Raw genomic sequence first — 17,845 nt, 5'->3', positions numbered from 1 at the left:
ATACGGCTGGACGTCACGAGACGACGCAACATATCGCGTCTCTGCTATTGACGATACATCGCGTTTGCCGGGGGTCAACCCGTCGCCCGGGCGTGAGCGGCCGCGTCAGCGCGGCCGGGCCGCCGCCGGCGGCGCGCCGCGCCGTGCGCCGGTGCGCGCGCGGCTCACTCGTCGTCCTCGTCGTCCAGCCGGGCGAGCCAGGTCGCCAGCCGCTCGACCGGCACCTCGAAGTCCGGGTTCAGATCCACGAACGTGCGCAACTGCTCGGCCAGCCACCCGAGGGTGACCTCCTCCTCGCCGCGCCGGTCCGCCAGCTCCTCGATGCCACGGTCGGTGAAGTACAACGTGCTCTCCGTCGGGGTGGGTCGTTTACCGGCAGCATAAGCCCGTGGCGGCGGGACCCCTCGCGCCCGCCGGGCGGCCCCGTTAGCCTGCTGCTCCACGATTCGGGGGGCTCGGGGGTGCACACGTGAGCGAGGGCATCACGCGGCTGCGCCTGGACGACGGGACCGTCGTCTGGGCCCGCGTCAGCGAACCGCAGGAGCTGCGCGCGGCGGGGGCGCCGCCGCCGGGCGGCGGCTACCAGGACTCCGCGCTCGGCGGCCGGACCGCCGCGCTGGCCTCCGGGCTCGCCGACACCGTGCGCGGCGTCGTGCAGTCCCTGCGGATGGGCATGACGGCCGCCGCGCCGGACGAGGTGACGGTCGAGTTCGGCCTCGAGATCGCCGCCCAGTCGGGACAGTTGGTCAGCCTCCTGGCGAACGCGCAGGGCAACGCGTCCATCAACGTGACGCTGACCTGGTCGGAACGCGGGGCCGCGGACGGCCCAGGCACCGGCGGGCCGCCGCCCCCGGGGCCGTCCGTCCCTCCCGCCCCCGCGGAGCCGCCCGCGCCCACCGGGCCACCGCAGCCGCCCGCGCCCCCGGCCCCCTCCGCTCCGTGAGCCCCCTGGACGCGCTCGTGCGCAGGGCCGTGGTACGCATCTCCGCGCCCGGTGGCGGGTATGAGGCGCCCAGCGACCGGTTCTGGGGCAGCGGCTTCTTCATCGCCCCCACCTGGGTTCTGACGTGTGCTCATGTCGTCGCGTGCGGAGGTGGCGGGGTGTGGTCCTCACCGGACGCCGTCGGCGTCTCCTGGCCCGGGGGGCGGGCCACCGGCACCGTCGAGCTGGCCCGGCCCGTGCCCGGTCCGCCCGGCGCGGGCCGCACCACCTGGCCCGCGCCCGACCTCGCCCTCGTGCACGTGCCGGAGGCCACCGACGTGGAGTGCGTGTGGCTCAGCGACCGCCCGGCCTTCGAGGGGGCCCGGGTCGTGCTGCACGGCTGGTCCCTGGAGACCGGCACCCGCGGCTACCGCCCGGCCGCCGGACAGGTCACCGGCCGGGACGGGCCGCTGCTCCTGCTGCGCGGCGAGCGGCCGGTGGCCGGCACCTCCGGCGGTCCGCTGGTGGACGCCGTGCGCGGTGAGGTCATCGGCGTGTGCAAGGCCCGCGACGCCTCGGACCCGACGGCCGGGATCGCCGTCCCCGTCACCGCGCTGCACGCCCTGCGCGACGTGGCGGGCGGCGCCTCGGTGACGGACACGGTGCTGGCCGCCCACGACCGGCACCACCTCGCGCGGCACCGGGCGCTCGGCCCGGACCCGTCGTGGACCGACGCGCAGGCCGAGCTGCGCCGCGAGCGCCCCGGCGGGCTGGAACCGGCCGCCCGCACGCACCTGCTGGGCCGCCTGGCCGCGCTCACCCCGCCGGCCACGCCGGGCGAGGTGGCCGCGCTGGTGGACGCCGCGCGGCGGCGCACCCTCCAGGGCCGCTACCGCGAGGGGCTGGAGGAGCCGGTGCCGCACACCTGGCGGGAGGGCGTCGGGCTGCTGTACGGGCGGGACGGGCCGCGCGAGCTGATGGGAGTCGTGCTGTACGCGGCCGAGGTCACCGCCCTCGTCCGGGCCCGGGGCCACGTCGCGGACACCGGGCCGCTGTGCGAACTCAGGGCCTGGATACGGCAGACGGCCGAGCCGCTGATCGACATACGCGAGGAGATACGCGACATCATCGACATCCGGCGGGAGGTCCGCGAGATCCTGGGCGGCCGGGAGCCGGCCGCCACCGGACCGGGTGCGCGGGCGCGCGCCGCCGTCCGGGTGCTCATCCGCCCGAGCGGTTACGGGGACCGCCACCCCTGGGAGATCAAGCTCGTCTTCGACGGCGACGGCCGCGGCGGGCACACCGGTGTCACCGCCTTCGACGGCGACGACACCGGCGTCCGCCGCGCCGGGCTGCGCGAGGCGCTGCACGGGCCGCTGGCCGCCGCGCTGAACCAGTGCGACGTGGGCGGGCAGCTCGCCGCCGTCGAGTTCGTCGTACCGCGCGACCTGTTCGACGAGCCCTTCGACACGTGGCAGCTCGCCCCGCGCGGCACCGCCGAGGGCGGCACCAACCCGCACGGGCTGCCGCTCGGCCAGCGCCGCGTCGTGGCCGTACGGGACCTGCTGCGCACGACCGTCGGCCCCACCCAGGAGTGGCGGCGGCGCTGGCGCGGGACGAGCAGCGGGCCCCTGGCGGCGATACCGCTGCGGGCGGGTCTCGCCGAGCACGGCCACGACGGGCCGCGCGGCGAGGGGTGGCCCGCCGCCTACGACCGGCTCTCCAACGCCGAGCCGCCGAGCGTGCCCGTCTTCTGCGGCCCGGCCGGCAGCGGGGACGGGGCCGCCGCCATGGACGCGGCCCTGGCCGCCGGGCACCCGGTGGTCATCTGGCGCAGCCGCGCCAGCGGGCACACGGACTGCGCCGAGTTCCACCGCCAGGCCGAGGAGTTCGTCGGCCAGGTGCGCACCGCCGAGCAACTGCACGGGCCCCTGCGCAGCCTGCGCATCCGCACCGGCGATCCGGAGCAGCCGGACCCGAAGGCGGCGTGGGGCCGGTCCGTCGCCCTGCTCTACGACCCGCCCGACCAGCCCGCCGAGGACACCGCCACCGTGCACGAGCCCTACCCCGCTCCCGGGACGACGTGGTGAGCGGGCGGGCCGAACTGCCCCCAGGAGGAGGAACCGTGTGCCGCGAAGGGTCACCAGGCGGGGCCGTGCGGAGTACCGTCGTCCATCCGAGGCCGTGAGGAGGCCGTCCGTGAGTGACTGGCGCATCTACCGGGGTGCGGGGCTGCCGCACGACGGCATCCGGCGGCTGCCCCCGCCGCCGCCCTGGCGCGACTTCGCCGCCGACGGCTCGGACCCGGCCACCGGGCCGGAACCGGGAGCCGGGCCGGAACCGGAGGCGGGACCCGGACCGGACACGCCCGGCGGGCCGGAGGCGGACCCGGAGGCCGGGGCGGAGGCGTCCGGCGGCGCGGCGCCCGGCGGGGCCGGGGGCACGGACCCGAGCGCGGCGCGCCGGCTCGGCGTGCGGCGCAGGCTGGTGGAGCACCACCACCCGCGCCCCGAGGAGGTCGAGGCCGTCAACGCCGCGCTCTACCTGCGCAGGCCGCTCCTGGTCACCGGCAACCCCGGCACCGGCAAGTCCACCCTGGCGCACGCCGTCGCCTACGAACTGGGCCTGGGCCGGGTGCTGCGCTGGCCCATCGTCAGCCGCACCACCCTGCTGGACGGCCTCTACCGCTACGACGCCATCGGCCGCCTCCAGGACGTCCAGCTCGACCGGGCCACCGGGGCGCCGCCGGAGGCGGCGGGCGAGGAGCCGCGCTCCATCGGCTCCTACGTCCGCCTCGGGCCGCTGGGCACCGCGCTGCTGCCCTCGGCCCGCCCCCGGGTGCTGCTCGTCGACGAGCTGGACAAGGGCGACCTGGACCTGCCCAACGACCTGCTCAACGCCCTGGAGGAGGGCGAGTTCACCATCCCCGAGCTGGAGCGCGTCGCCGACCGCGAACCGGTCGTGCGGGTGCTGACGGACGACGGCCGGCGCGCCGAGGTGGCCGGCGGCCGGGTGCGCTGCACCACGTTCCCGTTCATCGTGCTGACCTCGAACGGGGAACGGGACTTCCCGCCCGCGCTGCTGCGCCGCTGCATCCAGCTGGAGCTGGCTGCGCCGGGCGAGGAGCAGCTCGTCGCCATGGTCACCGCCCACCTCGGCGGTGAGGCGGCGCTGGCGGGGGAGGACCTGATCCAGCGCTTCCTCAGCCGCGACCCGGGCACCGTCATCGCCGCCGACCAGCTCCTGAACGCCCTCTACCTCACCCAGCACACCGCCCGCGCCGAACGCGTCACCCGGGACCGCCTCGCCGAGATCCTCATGCAACCGCTCGACCGGCCGAGGTGATCGGCCGTGTTCCCACCCCCGCACGACCGGCGGCTGCGGGAGCTGGTCGCCCGCATGCACGCCGCCGGGCTCGACCCCACCGCGGAGGAGGTCGCCGACGCGCTGTGGCTGGCCCGCTGGACGGCGCCCGCGAGGGACGGCGCGGGGGAGCCCCGGCCCGCCGGGCACGGGGACGCACCTGCGGCGGGGGAGGGCGGCGACGGCCCGCGGGGCTCCGGCGCTGCGGGAGCGGGGGGCGCGGGGCGCTCGTCCGCGCCGCCCGGGGACGGCCGGGCGGGGGACGCGGGCGACCGCCGTCCGGCTGAGGTCTCCCCGCCCGTCTCGCTCTACGCCCCCGGCGGCCCGGCGGGCGGGCAGCGGCCCCCCGCGGACGGCCCCGCGCCCGGGAGCGGGACGGGCGACGCCGGGCCCGGCGCCCGGACGCCCGGCGCCTTCCCCGTGCGGGCCCCGGCCGCCGCCGCCCTGCCCGGCCTGCTCGACCTGCAACGCGCCCTGCACCCGCTGCGCGGCTACCGGCCGCGCGCCGCGTCCGGCCGCCGCGGACTGGACGAGGACGCCACCGCCGACCTGAGCGCCCGCGCCGGGACGCTGCGCCCCGTCCTCCGCCCCGTCGAGCGCGGGGACATCGACATGCAGCTCCTCCTGGACGCCTCCCCCTCGATGGTCGTCTGGGAGCGCATGTTCGAGGAGCTGCGGCAGGTCTGCGAGCAGATCGGTGTCTTCCGCGACGTGCAGGCCCACTACCTGCACCGGGACGACGACGGCACCCCGCTCATCGGCACCGCCGCCCGCGGCGGTGCGCCGATGCGGCTGCGCGCCGCCGGGCAGTTCCGCGACCCGACGGGCCGCCGCCTCACCCTCGTCGTCAGCGACTGCGTCGGGCCGCTGTGGCGGGCGGGCACGGCGCAGCGGCTGCTGCACCGGTGGGCGGGGACCTCGCCCGTCGCCCTCGTCCAGCCGCTGCCGCCCCGGCTGTGGCACCGCACGGCCCTGCCCGCCGCCACCGGGGTGCTCACGCGCCGCCCCGCCGGGGGGCCGCTCGGCTTCCGGGCCGACGGTTACGGGCCGGGCGGGCGCCGCGGGCCGGGCGCGCGGCCCGTTCCGGTGCTGTCGCCCACGGCCCCGGCCCTCGGCACCTGGGCCCGGCTGCTGTCCGGTTCGGGTCCGGGCGCCGCGCGGGGCGCCGCCGTCTGGCTGAGCGCCGACCACCCGCCCGTCCCGGGGCCCGGCCCGCACCGCACGCCCCGCGACCCCGCGGAGCTGCTGCGGGCCTTCACCGCCGGGGCCTCGCCCGGCGCCCGGCGGCTGGCCGCGCACCTGGCCGCCGCCCCCACCGCGCTGCCGGTCATGCAGCTCGTCCAGCGCGCCCTGCTGCCCGACACCGGTCCGATGGAACTGGCCGAGGTGCTGCTCGGCGGCCTGCTGTGGCAAGTGCCGGGGCCCGCCGCGGCCGCCGCGCACGGACTCGGCGCGGGTCCGCACTACCGCTTCGCCGACGGCGTGCGGGAGATCCTGCTGGAGTCCCTGGGCCAGGACGCCGCCGCGATGGTGCTCGGCCACTGCTCGGACCTGGTCGCCCAGCACTTCGGCAAGGGCGCCCGCAACTTCCCCGCGCTGGCCGTCGCCCGGCTCACCGACGCCTCCGGCGGTCCGTCCCGCACCTGGCGGGGCGCGGGCGGGCGGGCGGTGGCGGACGTGGACGGTACGGAGACGGCGGAGGCCGCCGAGTCCCCCGAGTCGGCGCTGTTCGCCGAGGTCCCGGCCCGCGTCGTGCGCTGGTTCCAGCCCGCGCCGTCCGGCGACGACGCGTCCGGACCGGTCGGCAAGGCGGAGTCGCTGCTGCGGGAGTGGCACCAGCAGCGCGATCCGGCGCTGCTCACCGAGGCGGCCGCCTACGCCGAGGAGGCCGTCACCGAGGCGGCGGAGGCGGCCCGGGGCGCCGCCCTCGCGGCGGACCCGCACGACGGCGCCGCCGACGGGGCGCGCGCCCTCCTCGTCCTCGGCCGCGTCCTGCTCGCCCGCGCCGGTACGGCCGCCGTGCGGCGCGATCCCACCGCCCGCGCCGTGGCGCTGGACCGTGCCCTCGCCGTGCTCGCCGACGCCGCCGCGCGGGCCACCCCCGGCAGCCCGTGGCACGCCCGCGCCGCGCTGGAGCTGGCCGCCGCCCACTACGCGGACTGGCACGCCCGGGGCGGCACCCGCCGCCTCGACGCCGCCGAGGGCGTCCTGCGCGCCCTGGACCCCGGTGGCCTGGGCCCCGACGAGCGCCGCACCCGCCACCTGCGGCTGGGACGGGTGCTGCTGGCCCGCGCGTCGGCCGAAGCCGACATCCGGACGCGGTCGGGCGCCGCCGACGAGGCGGCCGACGAGCTGCGGGCCGCCTGCGAGCAGTCGGAGGCGGCCGAGGTGGCGGCGGAACTGCGGGCCGGCGCGTTGCTGGACCTCGCCGCCGCGCTGCGGCTGCGCGGCGGGCGTGCCGTGGAGGCGCTCGGGGTGCTGGACCGCGCCGACGCACTGGCCGGGGACGCCCCGGCGCTGCGCGAGCGGCTGCTGCTCACCCGGGCCCGGGTCCTGGCCGACGCGGGGCGCGCGCCGGAGACCGACGCCGCCTACGACCGCGTCGCGGACCTCGCGCCCCGCGACAGCCTCCGGCGCTGCGAGGTCCTCGCGGAGTGGGGCGCGCACCTGCTGGAGCGGGCCGGGAACCCCGCGGCGTCCCCGGAGACCGTCGGGCGTGCCGAGGGCGTGCTGCGCGAGGCGTTCGCCACCGTGCCGGGCCGCCACCCCCTCTTCGTCCGGCTGCAACTCCTGCTCGGCCGGGCCCTGCTGCTGCGGTACCGGCGCGAGGGCTTCCCGCCCGACCGCTACGAGGGCGTCCACCTGCTCGGCCAGGCCGCGCGCCGGGGGCCGGACGCGGAGCTGCGGGCGGCGGCCTGGCTGGAGCTGGGCGCGGCCCACCTGGGGGAGGGGGACGGCGGCGGACCGCAGGACGCGGCGGCCCGGGGCGCGCCGCTGGCCGAGGCGGCGTCCGCCTACCGGGCCGCGCTGGAGGAGGCCCGGCGGGCGGCCGGGGAGGGCGCCCCCTCGGTGGCGGCGGCCCGCGCGCTGCACGGCCGGGGCGCGGTGCTGGACGCGACGGGACGTTCCGCCGCCGCGCAGGACGCCTACCGGGCGGCGGCCGACGAGTGGCGCCGGCTGGTCGCCCACCTGGCCCCCGTGCCGTGGGACGAGGTCGAGGCGACCCGGCTGCGCGTCGCCGGGCAGCCGCCACAGCGGTGACGCCCCGGGCCGTCCGCCGGCGGCCGTCCGCGCACCCGTACCCGGAGCGGTCCCGGGCGCGCGGCCGGGTCCGTGCGCTCCCGGGCTGCTCCGGCCTGCCCCGGCACGCCCCGGCCGAAGCACTCCGCACGGGTTTCCCTCTGGTGCGGCACGGGAAGAACCGTGCAGCCGTTCGATCTGTCCCCGATGGGGGTGGCGGGGAGGAGAACCCAGGGTGGCCAAGGACCCGAAGGCGGTGTCGGCAGACGAAGCGGCGGGGGCCGGGCCGGTCCCGGACCTCAGCGGGATCGGGCTCTCCGCCCTGCGCGGACTGCGCGACGCCCGCCTCGCGGCGCAGGTCGACGCGGTGCTGGCCGGGCCGGACGCGCTCATCGAGACGTGGTTCACCGGCCCCGGCCCCGAGCCGCCCCCGCGGCGCCGCTGATGTCCGGCACGGATCCGGTGCCCCGGCGCCCTCGCGGCGGGGCGTGAGAGGAGGGCCGCCGTGGACACGTCCGCAGCCCGGGCCGCCACCCGCATCCCGGCGCCCGCACTGGCCCGGCTGGCGACCACCCGGCCCGTCCCGGCGGACCTCGCGCTGCTCCGGAGGGGCCTGGAGGACCGCAGGCTGGTCCTGCTGAAGGCCCTGCTCACCCGGGTCGAGCGGCGCCCCGGCGCCGTCCCCGGTACCGCCCGCCGCACCTTCGAGACCCACTGGGCGCTGCTGGCCCGCGCCGAACGGGACGACCCGCCGGCGGCCCGCGCCGCGCTGGCGTACCCGGTCGTGGGCGCCCGGCTCGCCGCCGCGCTCGGCGCCCCCGACGGGCCGCCGCTGGCCGAGGCGCTGGACGCCTTCGGCGCGGTGGCCGCCGCCGTGGCCCTGCGCACCGGCACCCGCTTCGAGGCCGGGCTGCCCGCGCCGGGCGGCGTGCTGCACCTGCCCGGCATCGGCGCGCTGGACACCGGCGCCGACCGGCTCCACCTCACCGCGGGCGCCCGGACGGCGCGGGCCGGGCCCAGCGCGCGGCGCACCCGCACCGTCCTGTGGCGCCTGCCCGAAGCGGCGCGGACGGGCGGCCCCCCGGGCGCCGGATGGGCCGGGACGGTCCCCGGCTGGCGGCCGCTGCGCCGGCTGCCGGGCACCGGAGCCCGGCTGGAGGACCTGGACCCCTACCGCGTGCCGCCCGGCGGGGTGGGCCGGGCCGCGGGCCCGCCCCGGGCGGCCGCCGGGCGCACCGGCGGCCCGCTGCGCCCGTGGGCGCCCCGCTGGCGGGCGGCGCTCGCGCTGCTGCGCGGCGCCGACCCGCGCCGGGCGGCCGAGGTCGCCGCGCTGCTCGGGGCCGTCGTCCCGCTCGACGGCGGCACCGGCCCGGCAGGGGACGCGCCGCAGGTCAGCGCCACGGTGCGGGCCGCGCCCTGCGCCGTGCTGACGACCTGGCCGCACTCGGCCGCCGACCTCGCGGCCGTCCTCGTCCACGAACTCCACCACACCAAGCTGGAGGTCGTGCACGACCTGGCCCCGCTGCACCGCGCGGCGACCGACGCCGTGCACACGGTGGCCTGGCGGGCCGACCCGCGCCCGCTGGGCGGCGTCCTCCAGGGCACCTACGCCCACCTGGCGCTCGTCGACCTGTGGCAGCGGCTCGCCCGGCGGCCGGGCGCCTCCGCCGGTTTCCGCGGGGCCGCCGGCGCCCGGCGGGACGCCTACTGGGAGCAGGTGGCCGCCGCGCTGCCGATTCTCCGCGACTGCGGGGAACTGACGGACGCCGGACGGCAGTTCACGATAGGCATGGAGGAGTACCACCGCAGACTGGGCAGGACGGCCCGTCCGGCCGGATGATCCGGCGGTGACGAAGACGTGACGTGCAGTAACATCCTTTCGCGTCACTCAGCGGGATGGCGCGGTCCGACGCAACGAGGGAGCGTGCGCATGGCCGCACAGCGGCAGGCCGCCGAGGGCGGCGCGGGAGAGCACCGCAGTGAGCACTTCGTCATCGTCTTCCCCGGCTACAACCGGCCCTGGGCGGCGTGGATCGCCCGGCGCCTGGAGGTCCGCGGGCACACCGTCACCCTGCACCGCTGGAACCCGCCGCGCGACGAACCGCTGGAGCACGCCTTCGAGGACCTCCTCCTGTCAGGCGGCCGGGTCGTGCTCGTCCTCAGCGACTGGTTCTTCCAGCTCGGGCCGCGCCGCGAGGGCGAGTGGAACGACGTGCTGCGCGGCTTCCTGCACCGCAACGCCAACCGGTTCGCCGCCGTCACCCTGACCAACCGCCCGCTGCCGCCCGCCACCGCCGCCCTCCAGCCGGTGGACCTGTGGGCCATCGGCGCGGAGGAGGCCGAGTGGCGGCTGCTGACCCGCCTCGGGCTCCCCCCGGACGGGCCGGTGCGCGAACGCGCCGGGAGCACGTCCCGCTACCCCAACGATCCGCCCGTCGTGTGGGGCGAGGTGCCGCTGCGCAACGCGCGGTTCACCGGGCGCGACGACCTGCTGCTCGACCTCCAGCAGCGGCTGGGCGACGCCCGGCCGGGCACCGCCGTGTGCGCCCTGGTCGGCATGTCCGGCATCGGCAAGACGCAGCTCGCCGCCGAGTACGCCCACCGCTTCGGCCCCGACTACGACGTGGTGTGGTGGGTGCCCGCCGACCTGCGCGGCACCCTGCGCGAACGGTACGGCGAACTCGCCCCCGAACTCGGCCTGGTCAGCGGCTCCGAACCGGGCGAGCGCATCCGCGTGCTGCGCGAGGCCCTGCGCCGCGGCGAACCGCACGGACGCTGGCTGCTCGTCTTCGACGGGTGGGACGAGCTGGAGGGCGCCGACGCGCTGCTGCCGCACGGCCCCGGCCACGTCCTGGTCACCTCCCGCAACCGCGACTGGGGCCGCACCACCGACGTCGTGGACGTCCCCGGATTCGCCCGGCACGAGTCCACCGCCTACCTGCTGCGCCGCGCCCCGCACGTCACGGCGGACGAGGCCGAGCAGGTCGCCGCCGAGTACCGGGACGTGCCGCTGTCCCTGGCGCAGGCGGCGGCCCTGCTGGGCGAGTCCCGCATGCCGGTGGCCGAGTACCTGCGCATGGTCCGCGACGGAACGGCCGGCCATCCCGGCCGCCCCGGGCTGGAGGGCTTCTCGGAGTCGTCCCTCACCTCGTGGGCCATCATGATCAACCGGCTGCGGGCCGCCCAGCCGCAGGCCGTCGAACTGCTCACCCTGGCCACCTGCTTCGCCCCGGGACGCATCCCCATCGGCCTCGTCCACGGCATCCCGCAGGCCGAACTCCCCGAGGGCCTGGCGTGGATCGCCACCGACCCGGCCGGGTGGACGCGGGCCGTGGACGCCCTGGTGACCTACTCCGTTCTCACCCGCGACTCCCGGGTCTCGGCCGCCGCGGCGGGCAAGGGCGATCCGGGCCCCGGCCACGAGACCATCCACATGCACCGGCTGGTGCACAGCATCCTCCTGCGGCTCACCGCGCCGGAGGAACGCGACTCCTACCGCCGCGTCGTGCGCCGGCTGCTCGCCGAGGCCGACCCGGGGCAGCCGCTGGAGGCCGCCCACTGGCCGCGCTACGCCGAACTGCTGCCGCACCTGGAGCCGTCGGGCGCCCTGACCAGCACCAACACGCGCGTGCAGAACACCGTGCTGAACTGCCTGCGCTACTGCCTGCGCGGCGGCGAGTTCGAACTCGGCGGCGAACTGGCCGAGCGGGTGCGCGAGCACTGGTCGGAGTTCCTCGCGCCGGACGCCAAACCCATGCTGGACCTCACCACCCAGCAGGGCAGCATCCTGCGCAGCAGCGGCCGGTTCCAGACCGCCCACGCCCTGGACCGCGCCCTGCTGGAACGGCTGCGCGAGGCCCAGCCGGGCGACGAGCACGCCCTGATGACGGCCAGCAACTGCCTCGCCCAGGACCTGCACTACCTCGGCCACTACGCCGAGGCCCACCAGATGCAGCGCGAGGTGCTGCGGAGCGCCATGCGGCTGCTGGGCCCCGACGACTACACCACCTTGTCCAACCGCCACAACGTCGCGCTCGCCCTGCGCCAGCTCGGCCGCTACGCCGACGCCTACGAGATGGACGTGGAGACGCTGCGCCGCCGCGAGGCGCTGCTGCGCGCCCGGCACGCCGCCACGCTGTTCTCCGGCACCGCGTGCGCCCGCGACCTGCGCCTCATGGGCCGCTACCGGGACGCGCTGGCCCGCCAGGAGCTGGGCATGCGGCTGCACGTGCAGGTGCTGGGCGCCCAGCACCCGCAGACGCTGGGGGCCCGCCACAACCTCGTCATGTGCGAGCGGCGCGCCGGCAGTCCCCACCAGGAGGTCGGCCGCGTCATGGCCAGCCTGCTGGAGCAGTTCCAGCAGGTCTACGGGCGCGGCCACTACCAGACGGCCGTCTTCCTCACCGACTACGGCAACTACCTGCGCGAGCACGGCGACCTCGGGCGGGCGCGCGCGCTGACCGAGGAGGCGGCGGCCGTGTTCACCACGGTGCTGGGCGCCGCCCACCCCATCACCACCGGCATGATGGCCAACACCGGGCTCGTCCTCCAGGCCGCGGGGGACCGCTCCGGCGCCATGGGACTGTTCGAGGCCGCCTACGCGGGCCTGTCCGCCACCCTCGGCCCCGACCACCCCTGGGCGCTCTGCTGCGCCCTCAACGCCGCCCGGGGCCGCTACTTCAACGACCGCTTCGAGGACGCGGCCGAGCTGAGCCGCGACACGCTGCGCCGCACCCGGCACGCCCTGGGCGAGGACCACCCGATGACGCTCACCGCCCAGACGGCGCTCGCCGCCGACCTGCGCTCCCTGCGCGAGCGGGCGGAGGCCGACAAGCAGGAGGAGGACGCGCTCCAGCGGCTCACCCGCACCCTGGGCGCCCAGCACCCGCACACCCTGTCCGCCCGCCAGCGGGTCCGTCCCTCCTGGGACTTCGAGGCCCACATGGGCTGAGGACGCCCCCGGGCACGGCCGAGGGCCGGCGCCTCCTTCGCGGGAGGCGCCGGCCCTCGGCCGTGTGCCGGAGGCGGCCGGACGCGTCACCGCGCCGGCCGCCGAGGGCTCAGAGGTCGAAGACCTCGTTGACCAGCTCCTGCTGCTCCTGCTGGTGCCGCTTGGGCGAGCCGACCGCCGGGGAGGACGACGACGGACGCGACACCCGGCGCAGCCGGTCCGCGTTCGGCACCGGCTCCGAACCGATGATCAGGTCCAGGTGGTCCACCAGGTTGAGCGCGATGAACGGCCACGCGCCCTGGTTGGCCGGCTCCTCCTGCGCCCACAGGAACTTCGCCGCGCCGCTGAACTTGGCCATCTGGTCCTGGATCTCCTTGCCGGGCAGCGGGTACAGCCGCTCCAGCCGGATGATCGCGGTGTCCTTCAGGCCGCGCTTGGCCCGCTCGGCCTCCAGGTCGTAGTACACCTTGCCGGAGCAGAAGACGACCTTGCGGACCTGCGCCGGGTCCATCTCGCCGGACTCCACCAGGGTGTCCCCGATGACGGGCCGGAAGCCACCGGTGGTGAACTCCTCCATCCTGGACGCCGCCGCCTTCAGCCGCAGCATCGACTTCGGGGTGAAGACGACCAGCGGCTTGTGGTGCGGGTTGTGCACCTGCCAGCGCAGCAGGTGGAAGTAGTTCGCGGGCGAGGTGGGCGCCGCCACCGTCATGCTGTTCTGCGCGCACAGCGCGAGGAACCGCTCGATGCGGGCCGAGGAGTGGTCGGGGCCCTGGCCCTCGTAGCCGTGCGGCAGGAGCAGGACGACGCCGGAGTTCTGGTTCCACTTCTGCTCGGCGGAGGTGATGAACTCGTCCACGATCGTCTGCGCGCCGTTGACGAAGTCGCCGAACTGGGCCTCCCACATCACCAGCGCCTCGGGGCGGGCGAGCGAGTAGCCGTACTCGAAGCCCATCGCCGCGAACTCGCTCAGCAGCGAGTCGTAGACGTTGTAGCGGGCCTGGTCGTCGCTCAGGTACAGCAGCGGCGTGAAGTCGTCGCCGGTGTTCTGGTCGATGAGCACGGCGTGCCGCTGGCCGAAGGTGCCGCGGCGGGAGTCCTGCCCGGCGAGCCGGACCGGGGTGCCCTCCATCAGCAGCGAGCCGATGGCGATCGTCTCGCCCATGCCCCAGTCGATCGTGCCGTCCTCGACCATCGCCGCGCGCCGCTGGAGCTGCGGCAGCAGCCGCGGGTGCACGGAGATGCGGTCGGGGACGTTGACCTGGGACTCGGCGATCCGCTTGACGACCTCCTGGCTGACGGCGGTGTCCAGCGCGACCGGGAACTCGGGCTTGGGCGCCGGCACCTCGGCCGGGCCCGGCGTCCCGCTGGCCTCGCGGACCTCGGTGAACACCTTCTCCAGCTGGCCCTGGAAGTCCTGGAGGGCCTGCTCGGCCTCCTCCATGGTGATGTCACCCCGGCCGATCAGCGACTCGGTGTAGAGCTTGCGCACCGAGCGCTTCTTGTCGATCAGGTTGTACATGCGCGGCTGCGTGAACGACGGGTTGTCGGTCTCGTTGTGGCCGCGGCGGCGGTAGCAGACGAGGTCGATGACGACGTCCTTGTTGAACGCCTGGCGGAACTCGAAGGCGAGCCGTCCGACGCGGACGACGGCCTCCGGGTCGTCGCCGTTCACGTGGAAGATCGGGGCCTCGATCATCCGCGCCACATCGGTGCAGTACATCGAGGAGCGGGCCGCCTCGGGCGCCGCGGTGAAACCGACCTGGTTGTTGATGACGATGTGCACGGTGCCGCCGGTGCGGTAACCGCGCAGCTGGGACATGTTGAGCGTCTCGGCCACGACGCCCTGCCCGGCGAAGGCCGCGTCACCGTGGAGCTGGACGGGCAGGACGGTGAAGTCCGTGCCGCCCTTGCCGATGATGTCCTGCTTGGCGCGGGCGACGCCCTCCACGACCGGGTCCACGGCCTCCAGGTGCGAGGGGTTGGCCGTCAGGGAGACCTTGATCTCCTCGCCGTCCAGGCCGGTGAAGATGCCCTCGGCGCCCAGGTGGTACTTCACGTCGCCGGAGCCGTGCATCGACTTCGGGTCGAGGTTGCCCTCGAACTCGCGGAAGATCTGCGCGTAGGACTTGCCGACGATGTTGGCCAGCACGTTGAGGCGGCCGCGGTGCGGCATGCCCATGACGACCTCGTCCAGGCGCGACTCGGCCGCCGAGTCGATCACCGCGTCGAGCAGCGGGATGACGGACTCGCCGCCCTCCAGCGAGAACCGCTTCTGGCCGACGTACTTGGTCTGGAGGAACGTCTCGAACGCCTCGGCCGCGTTGAGCCGCCGCAGGATGCGCAGCTGCTCCTCGCGCTCGGGCGAGGTGTGCGGGCGCTCGACGCGGTCCTGGATCCAGCGGCGCTGCTTGGGGTCCTGGATGTGCATGTACTCGATGCCGGTGGTGCGGCAGTACGAGTCGCGCAGGACGCCCAGGATCTCCCGCAGCTTGAGCATGGACTTGCCCGCGAAGCCGCCGACGGCGAACTCGCGCTCCAGGTCCCACAGGGTCAGCCCGTGCGAGGCGATGTCCAGGTCGGGGTGCTTGCGCTGCTTGTACTCCAGCGGGTCGGTGTCGGCCATGACGTGGCCGCGCACCCGGTAGGAGTGGATCAGGTCGAAGACGCGCGCGGCCTTGGTGACCTCGTCGTCGTGGGAGACGTCGATGTCCTGGTTCCAGCGCACCGGCTCGTAGGGGATGCGCAGCGCCTCGAAGACCTCGTCGTAGAAGCCGTTCTCGCCCAGCAGGAGCTGGTGCATCTGGCGCAGGAACTCGCCGGAGGCGGCACCCTGGATGACGCGGTGGTCGTAGGTGGAGGTCAGCGTCATCACCTTGGAGACGCCGAGGCGGTTCAGGGTGTCCTGGGAGGCCCCCTGGAACTCCGCCGGGTACTCCATCGCGCCGACGCCCACGATCAGGCCCTGGCCCGGCATGAGGCGGGGCACCGAGTGGACGGTGCCGATGCCGCCGGGGTTGGTCAGGGAGGCGGTGACGCCGGAGAAGTCGTCCATCGTCAGCTTGCCGTTGCGGGCGCGGCGCACGATGTCCTCGTACGCCTGCCAGAACTCGAAGAAGCTGAGCGTCTCGGCCTTCTTGATGGCGGCGACGACGAGCTGGCGGTCCCCGTTGGGCTTCACCAGGTCGATGGCCAGGCCCAGGTTGACGTGGTCGGGCTTGACCAGGGTCGGCTTGCCGTCCTTCTCGGTGAACGAGTGGTTCATCGAGGGCATCGCCTTCAGCGCCTGCACCATGGCGTAGCCGATGAGGTGCGTGAAGGACACCTTGCCGCCGCGGGCGCGCTTGAGGTGGTTGTTGATGACGATGCGGTTGTCGAACAGCAGCTTCACCGGGACGGCGCGGACGGACGTGGCCGTCGGCAGCTCCAGCGAGGCGTTCATGTTCCTGGCCACGGCGGCGCCCGGACCGCGCAGGGGCACGTACTCGGGGCCGGTCTCCTGCTCGTCGGCGGCCGGCTCGCTGGGGGGCTGCTCCTTGGGCGTGGCCTGCGTCGCGGGCCTGGCCTGCGGCTTGGGCGCGGCCTGCTGAGCGGGCTTGTCCTGCTCGGCGGGCCTGGCCTGCCCGGCCCGGGGCTCCGGGGCCGGCTGGGGCGCGGCCTGCTGCGGCTTCGCCCGGGCGGGCTCGGGGCGCGGCGCCGCGGCGGCCCGGGGCTGCTGCGGGGCGTCGGGCTGCCCGGAGGCGGCGGGCGCGGCCTTCGCCGGCGCGGGCGCCGGTGCGCCCTCGGGCGCCTGGGAGCCCTCGTCCGTCGTCTTGCCCGGCTTGTAGTCGGCGAAGAAATCCCACCAGGCCCGGTCGACCGATTCGGGGTCCTGGAGGTACTGCTGGTAGATCTCGTCGACGAGCCACTCGTTGGCGCCAAAACCGGCGACGGGACTCTTCCCTTGCCCGTCCTGGTCGGTCGAGATGCTCGAGGTCTTCGGGGACTGTGACGACACGGCGGCAACCGCCCTCTTCCGCTTCACATGGTGGTGGACAGCGGAAATAAAGGCTACGCCTCCGACGCGCTCCGGTGCAGTCCGGACCGGCCGCACGTCGCGCACGTCACATCCGGGCCTGTGTTTCGGCACTCAGTTTGGCGGGAAACACCCATGGTTCCGCTTGGTTCGGGTAGGCGTCAGCGGGGCTGTGGCGCCCGGTTGCCACAGCCTTTCGAGGGCTTCACCGCAAGGCACGGCCTTCACGCCGGTGACGGCGGGGCCGCCACGGTTCCCCTGCTGTCGACCCTACGTCAATCCGGTAGTCGCCCGAGGCCCGGAAGGGTGACGACCATCCGGCACCCGCGGGTGGATTCGGCGACCCTGATCCGCCCGCCGTGCAGGTCCACCGCCCAGCGCGCGATGGCCAGCCCCAGCCCGGTGCCGCCGTCCTGCCCCGCGTCCGCGGCCGCCGCCCGTCCGAAGCGCTCGAAGACGCGGTCGCGGTCCGGCTCCGGGATGCCGGGCCCCTCGTCCTGCACCTCCAGCTCCAGCCCGTCGGGCTGGGCGCCCGGCCGCGCCGAGACGGTGACCCGGCCGTGCGGCGGGCTGTGCTTGACGGCGTTGTCGATGAGGTTCGCCACCACCTGGTGCAGCCGCTCGGCGTCCGCGTGGGCCGTCAGCTCCGGCGGCGAGACGTCAAGGGCCAGGTGCACGTCCGTGCGGGAGTGCCCCTGGCCCTTGCTCATGTTGGCCTCCTTGAGCACGTTCGCCAGGTACGGCCACACCTCGAACCGCCTGGTGTGCAGCGGCACCACGCCGTGGTCGAGCCGGGAGAGGTCCAGGAGGTGCTCCACCAGGCCGCCGAGCCGCTCCGTCTGCCGCAGCGCGGTGCGCATCGTCTCCGGGTCGGCCCGCGAGACGCCGTCCACCACGTTCTCCAGCACCGCGCGCAGCGCCGCGATGGGGGTGCGCAGCTCGTGCGAGACGTTGGCCACCAGCTCCTTGCGGTGCCGGTCGGCGGCCTCCAGGTCGGCCGCCATGCGGTTGAACGTCGCCCCCAGCTCGCCCAGCTCGTCGCGCCGGTCGAACAGCACCCGGCGCCCGTAGTCGCCGCGCGCCATCGCCCGCGCCGCCTGGGTCATCTCGTCCAGCGGCGCCACCAGCCCGTGCGCGACGAACTGCGTGATGAGGAGCGAGGCGATCACCGCGAAGACGGCGATCACCCGCAGCTCGATCGCGGCGTTCACGGCGACGATGATCAGGAACGTGGTGATCGCCACCGAGACGATCACCAGCGCGCCCAGCGCCGCCTTGACCGACCGGTAGGGGTCCACGGGGCGCAGGGAGGCCCAGATCCGCCCCCGCAGTGAGGTCCGCTCCTTGGCCACGG

General features: G+C 76.1%; 10 protein-coding genes. 7 read left to right on the top strand and 3 right to left on the bottom strand.

Going from position 1 to position 17,845, the window contains the following annotated elements:
* Positions 1-164: 164 nt before the first annotated feature.
* Positions 165-344, bottom strand: a complete 180-nt coding sequence (locus V1J52_RS05370) for a DUF6104 family protein (protein ID WP_330138426.1) — start codon at positions 342-344, stop codon at positions 165-167.
* 125 nt (positions 345-469) lie between these two features.
* Here V1J52_RS05370 and V1J52_RS05365 point away from each other — a divergent pair, with 125 nt between their 5' ends.
* The 7 genes from V1J52_RS05365 to fxsT all read left to right on the top strand — a co-directional run bounded on the left by V1J52_RS05365 (position 470) and on the right by fxsT (position 12,476).
* Positions 470-943: a CU044_2847 family protein gene (locus V1J52_RS05365; protein ID WP_330138425.1), complete on the top strand. Its 474-nt coding sequence runs from the start codon at positions 470-472 to the stop codon at positions 941-943.
* A complete protein-coding gene (locus V1J52_RS05360) occupies positions 940-3,012 on the top strand; it encodes a VMAP-C domain-containing protein (RefSeq protein ID WP_330138424.1) in 2,073 nt (690 codons plus the stop codon). Before V1J52_RS05365 ends, V1J52_RS05360 begins: the two co-directional genes overlap by 4 nt.
* 109 nt (positions 3,013-3,121) lie before the next feature.
* Complete coding sequence (locus V1J52_RS05355; RefSeq protein ID WP_330138423.1) at positions 3,122-4,267, top strand: AAA family ATPase; 1,146 nt, start codon at positions 3,122-3,124, stop codon at positions 4,265-4,267.
* Positions 4,268-4,273: 6 nt separating this feature from the next.
* On the top strand, positions 4,274-7,546 hold the full coding sequence (locus V1J52_RS05350) for an SAV_2336 N-terminal domain-related protein (RefSeq protein ID WP_330138422.1): 3,273 nt from the start codon (positions 4,274-4,276) through the stop codon (positions 7,544-7,546).
* A 214-nt stretch (positions 7,547-7,760) separates the two neighbouring features.
* Positions 7,761-7,970: a hypothetical protein gene (locus V1J52_RS05345; protein ID WP_330138421.1), complete on the top strand. Its 210-nt coding sequence runs from the start codon at positions 7,761-7,763 to the stop codon at positions 7,968-7,970.
* A gap of 60 nt (positions 7,971-8,030) precedes the next feature.
* Entirely contained in the window at positions 8,031-9,365 is a 1,335-nt protein-coding gene (locus V1J52_RS05340; RefSeq protein WP_330138420.1) for an aKG-HExxH-type peptide beta-hydroxylase, read from the top strand.
* A gap of 90 nt (positions 9,366-9,455) precedes the next feature.
* Entirely contained in the window at positions 9,456-12,476 is a 3,021-nt protein-coding gene (fxsT, locus tag V1J52_RS05335; RefSeq protein ID WP_330138419.1) for an FxSxx-COOH system tetratricopeptide repeat protein, read from the top strand.
* Positions 12,477-12,585: 109 nt separating this feature from the next.
* On the opposite strand, the gene V1J52_RS05330 is transcribed toward fxsT, so the two are convergent.
* Together V1J52_RS05330 and V1J52_RS05325 are read right to left on the bottom strand one after the other, a co-directional pair.
* Positions 12,586-16,473 (bottom strand): multifunctional oxoglutarate decarboxylase/oxoglutarate dehydrogenase thiamine pyrophosphate-binding subunit/dihydrolipoyllysine-residue succinyltransferase subunit, encoded by a 3,888-nt coding sequence (locus V1J52_RS05330; protein WP_330138418.1) that lies wholly within the window; start codon positions 16,471-16,473, stop codon positions 12,586-12,588.
* Between the two features lie 293 nt (positions 16,474-16,766).
* Positions 16,767-17,843 (bottom strand): HAMP domain-containing sensor histidine kinase, encoded by a 1,077-nt coding sequence (locus V1J52_RS05325; protein WP_330138417.1) that lies wholly within the window; start codon positions 17,841-17,843, stop codon positions 16,767-16,769.
* Positions 17,844-17,845 lie beyond the last annotated feature (2 nt).

This window comes from Streptomyces solitudinis (genome assembly GCF_036323765.1).
Lineage (GTDB): Bacteria > Actinomycetota > Actinomycetes > Streptomycetales > Streptomycetaceae > Streptomyces.
This window is presented reverse-complemented; position numbering and strand designations above follow the sequence as displayed.

What these genes read in the sequence shown, in the direction of transcription:
- fxsT (WP_330138419.1), top strand. Translation starts at nt 9,456, where the DNA reads ATGGCCGCACAGCGGCAGGCCGCCGAGGGCGGCGCGGGAGAGCACCGC.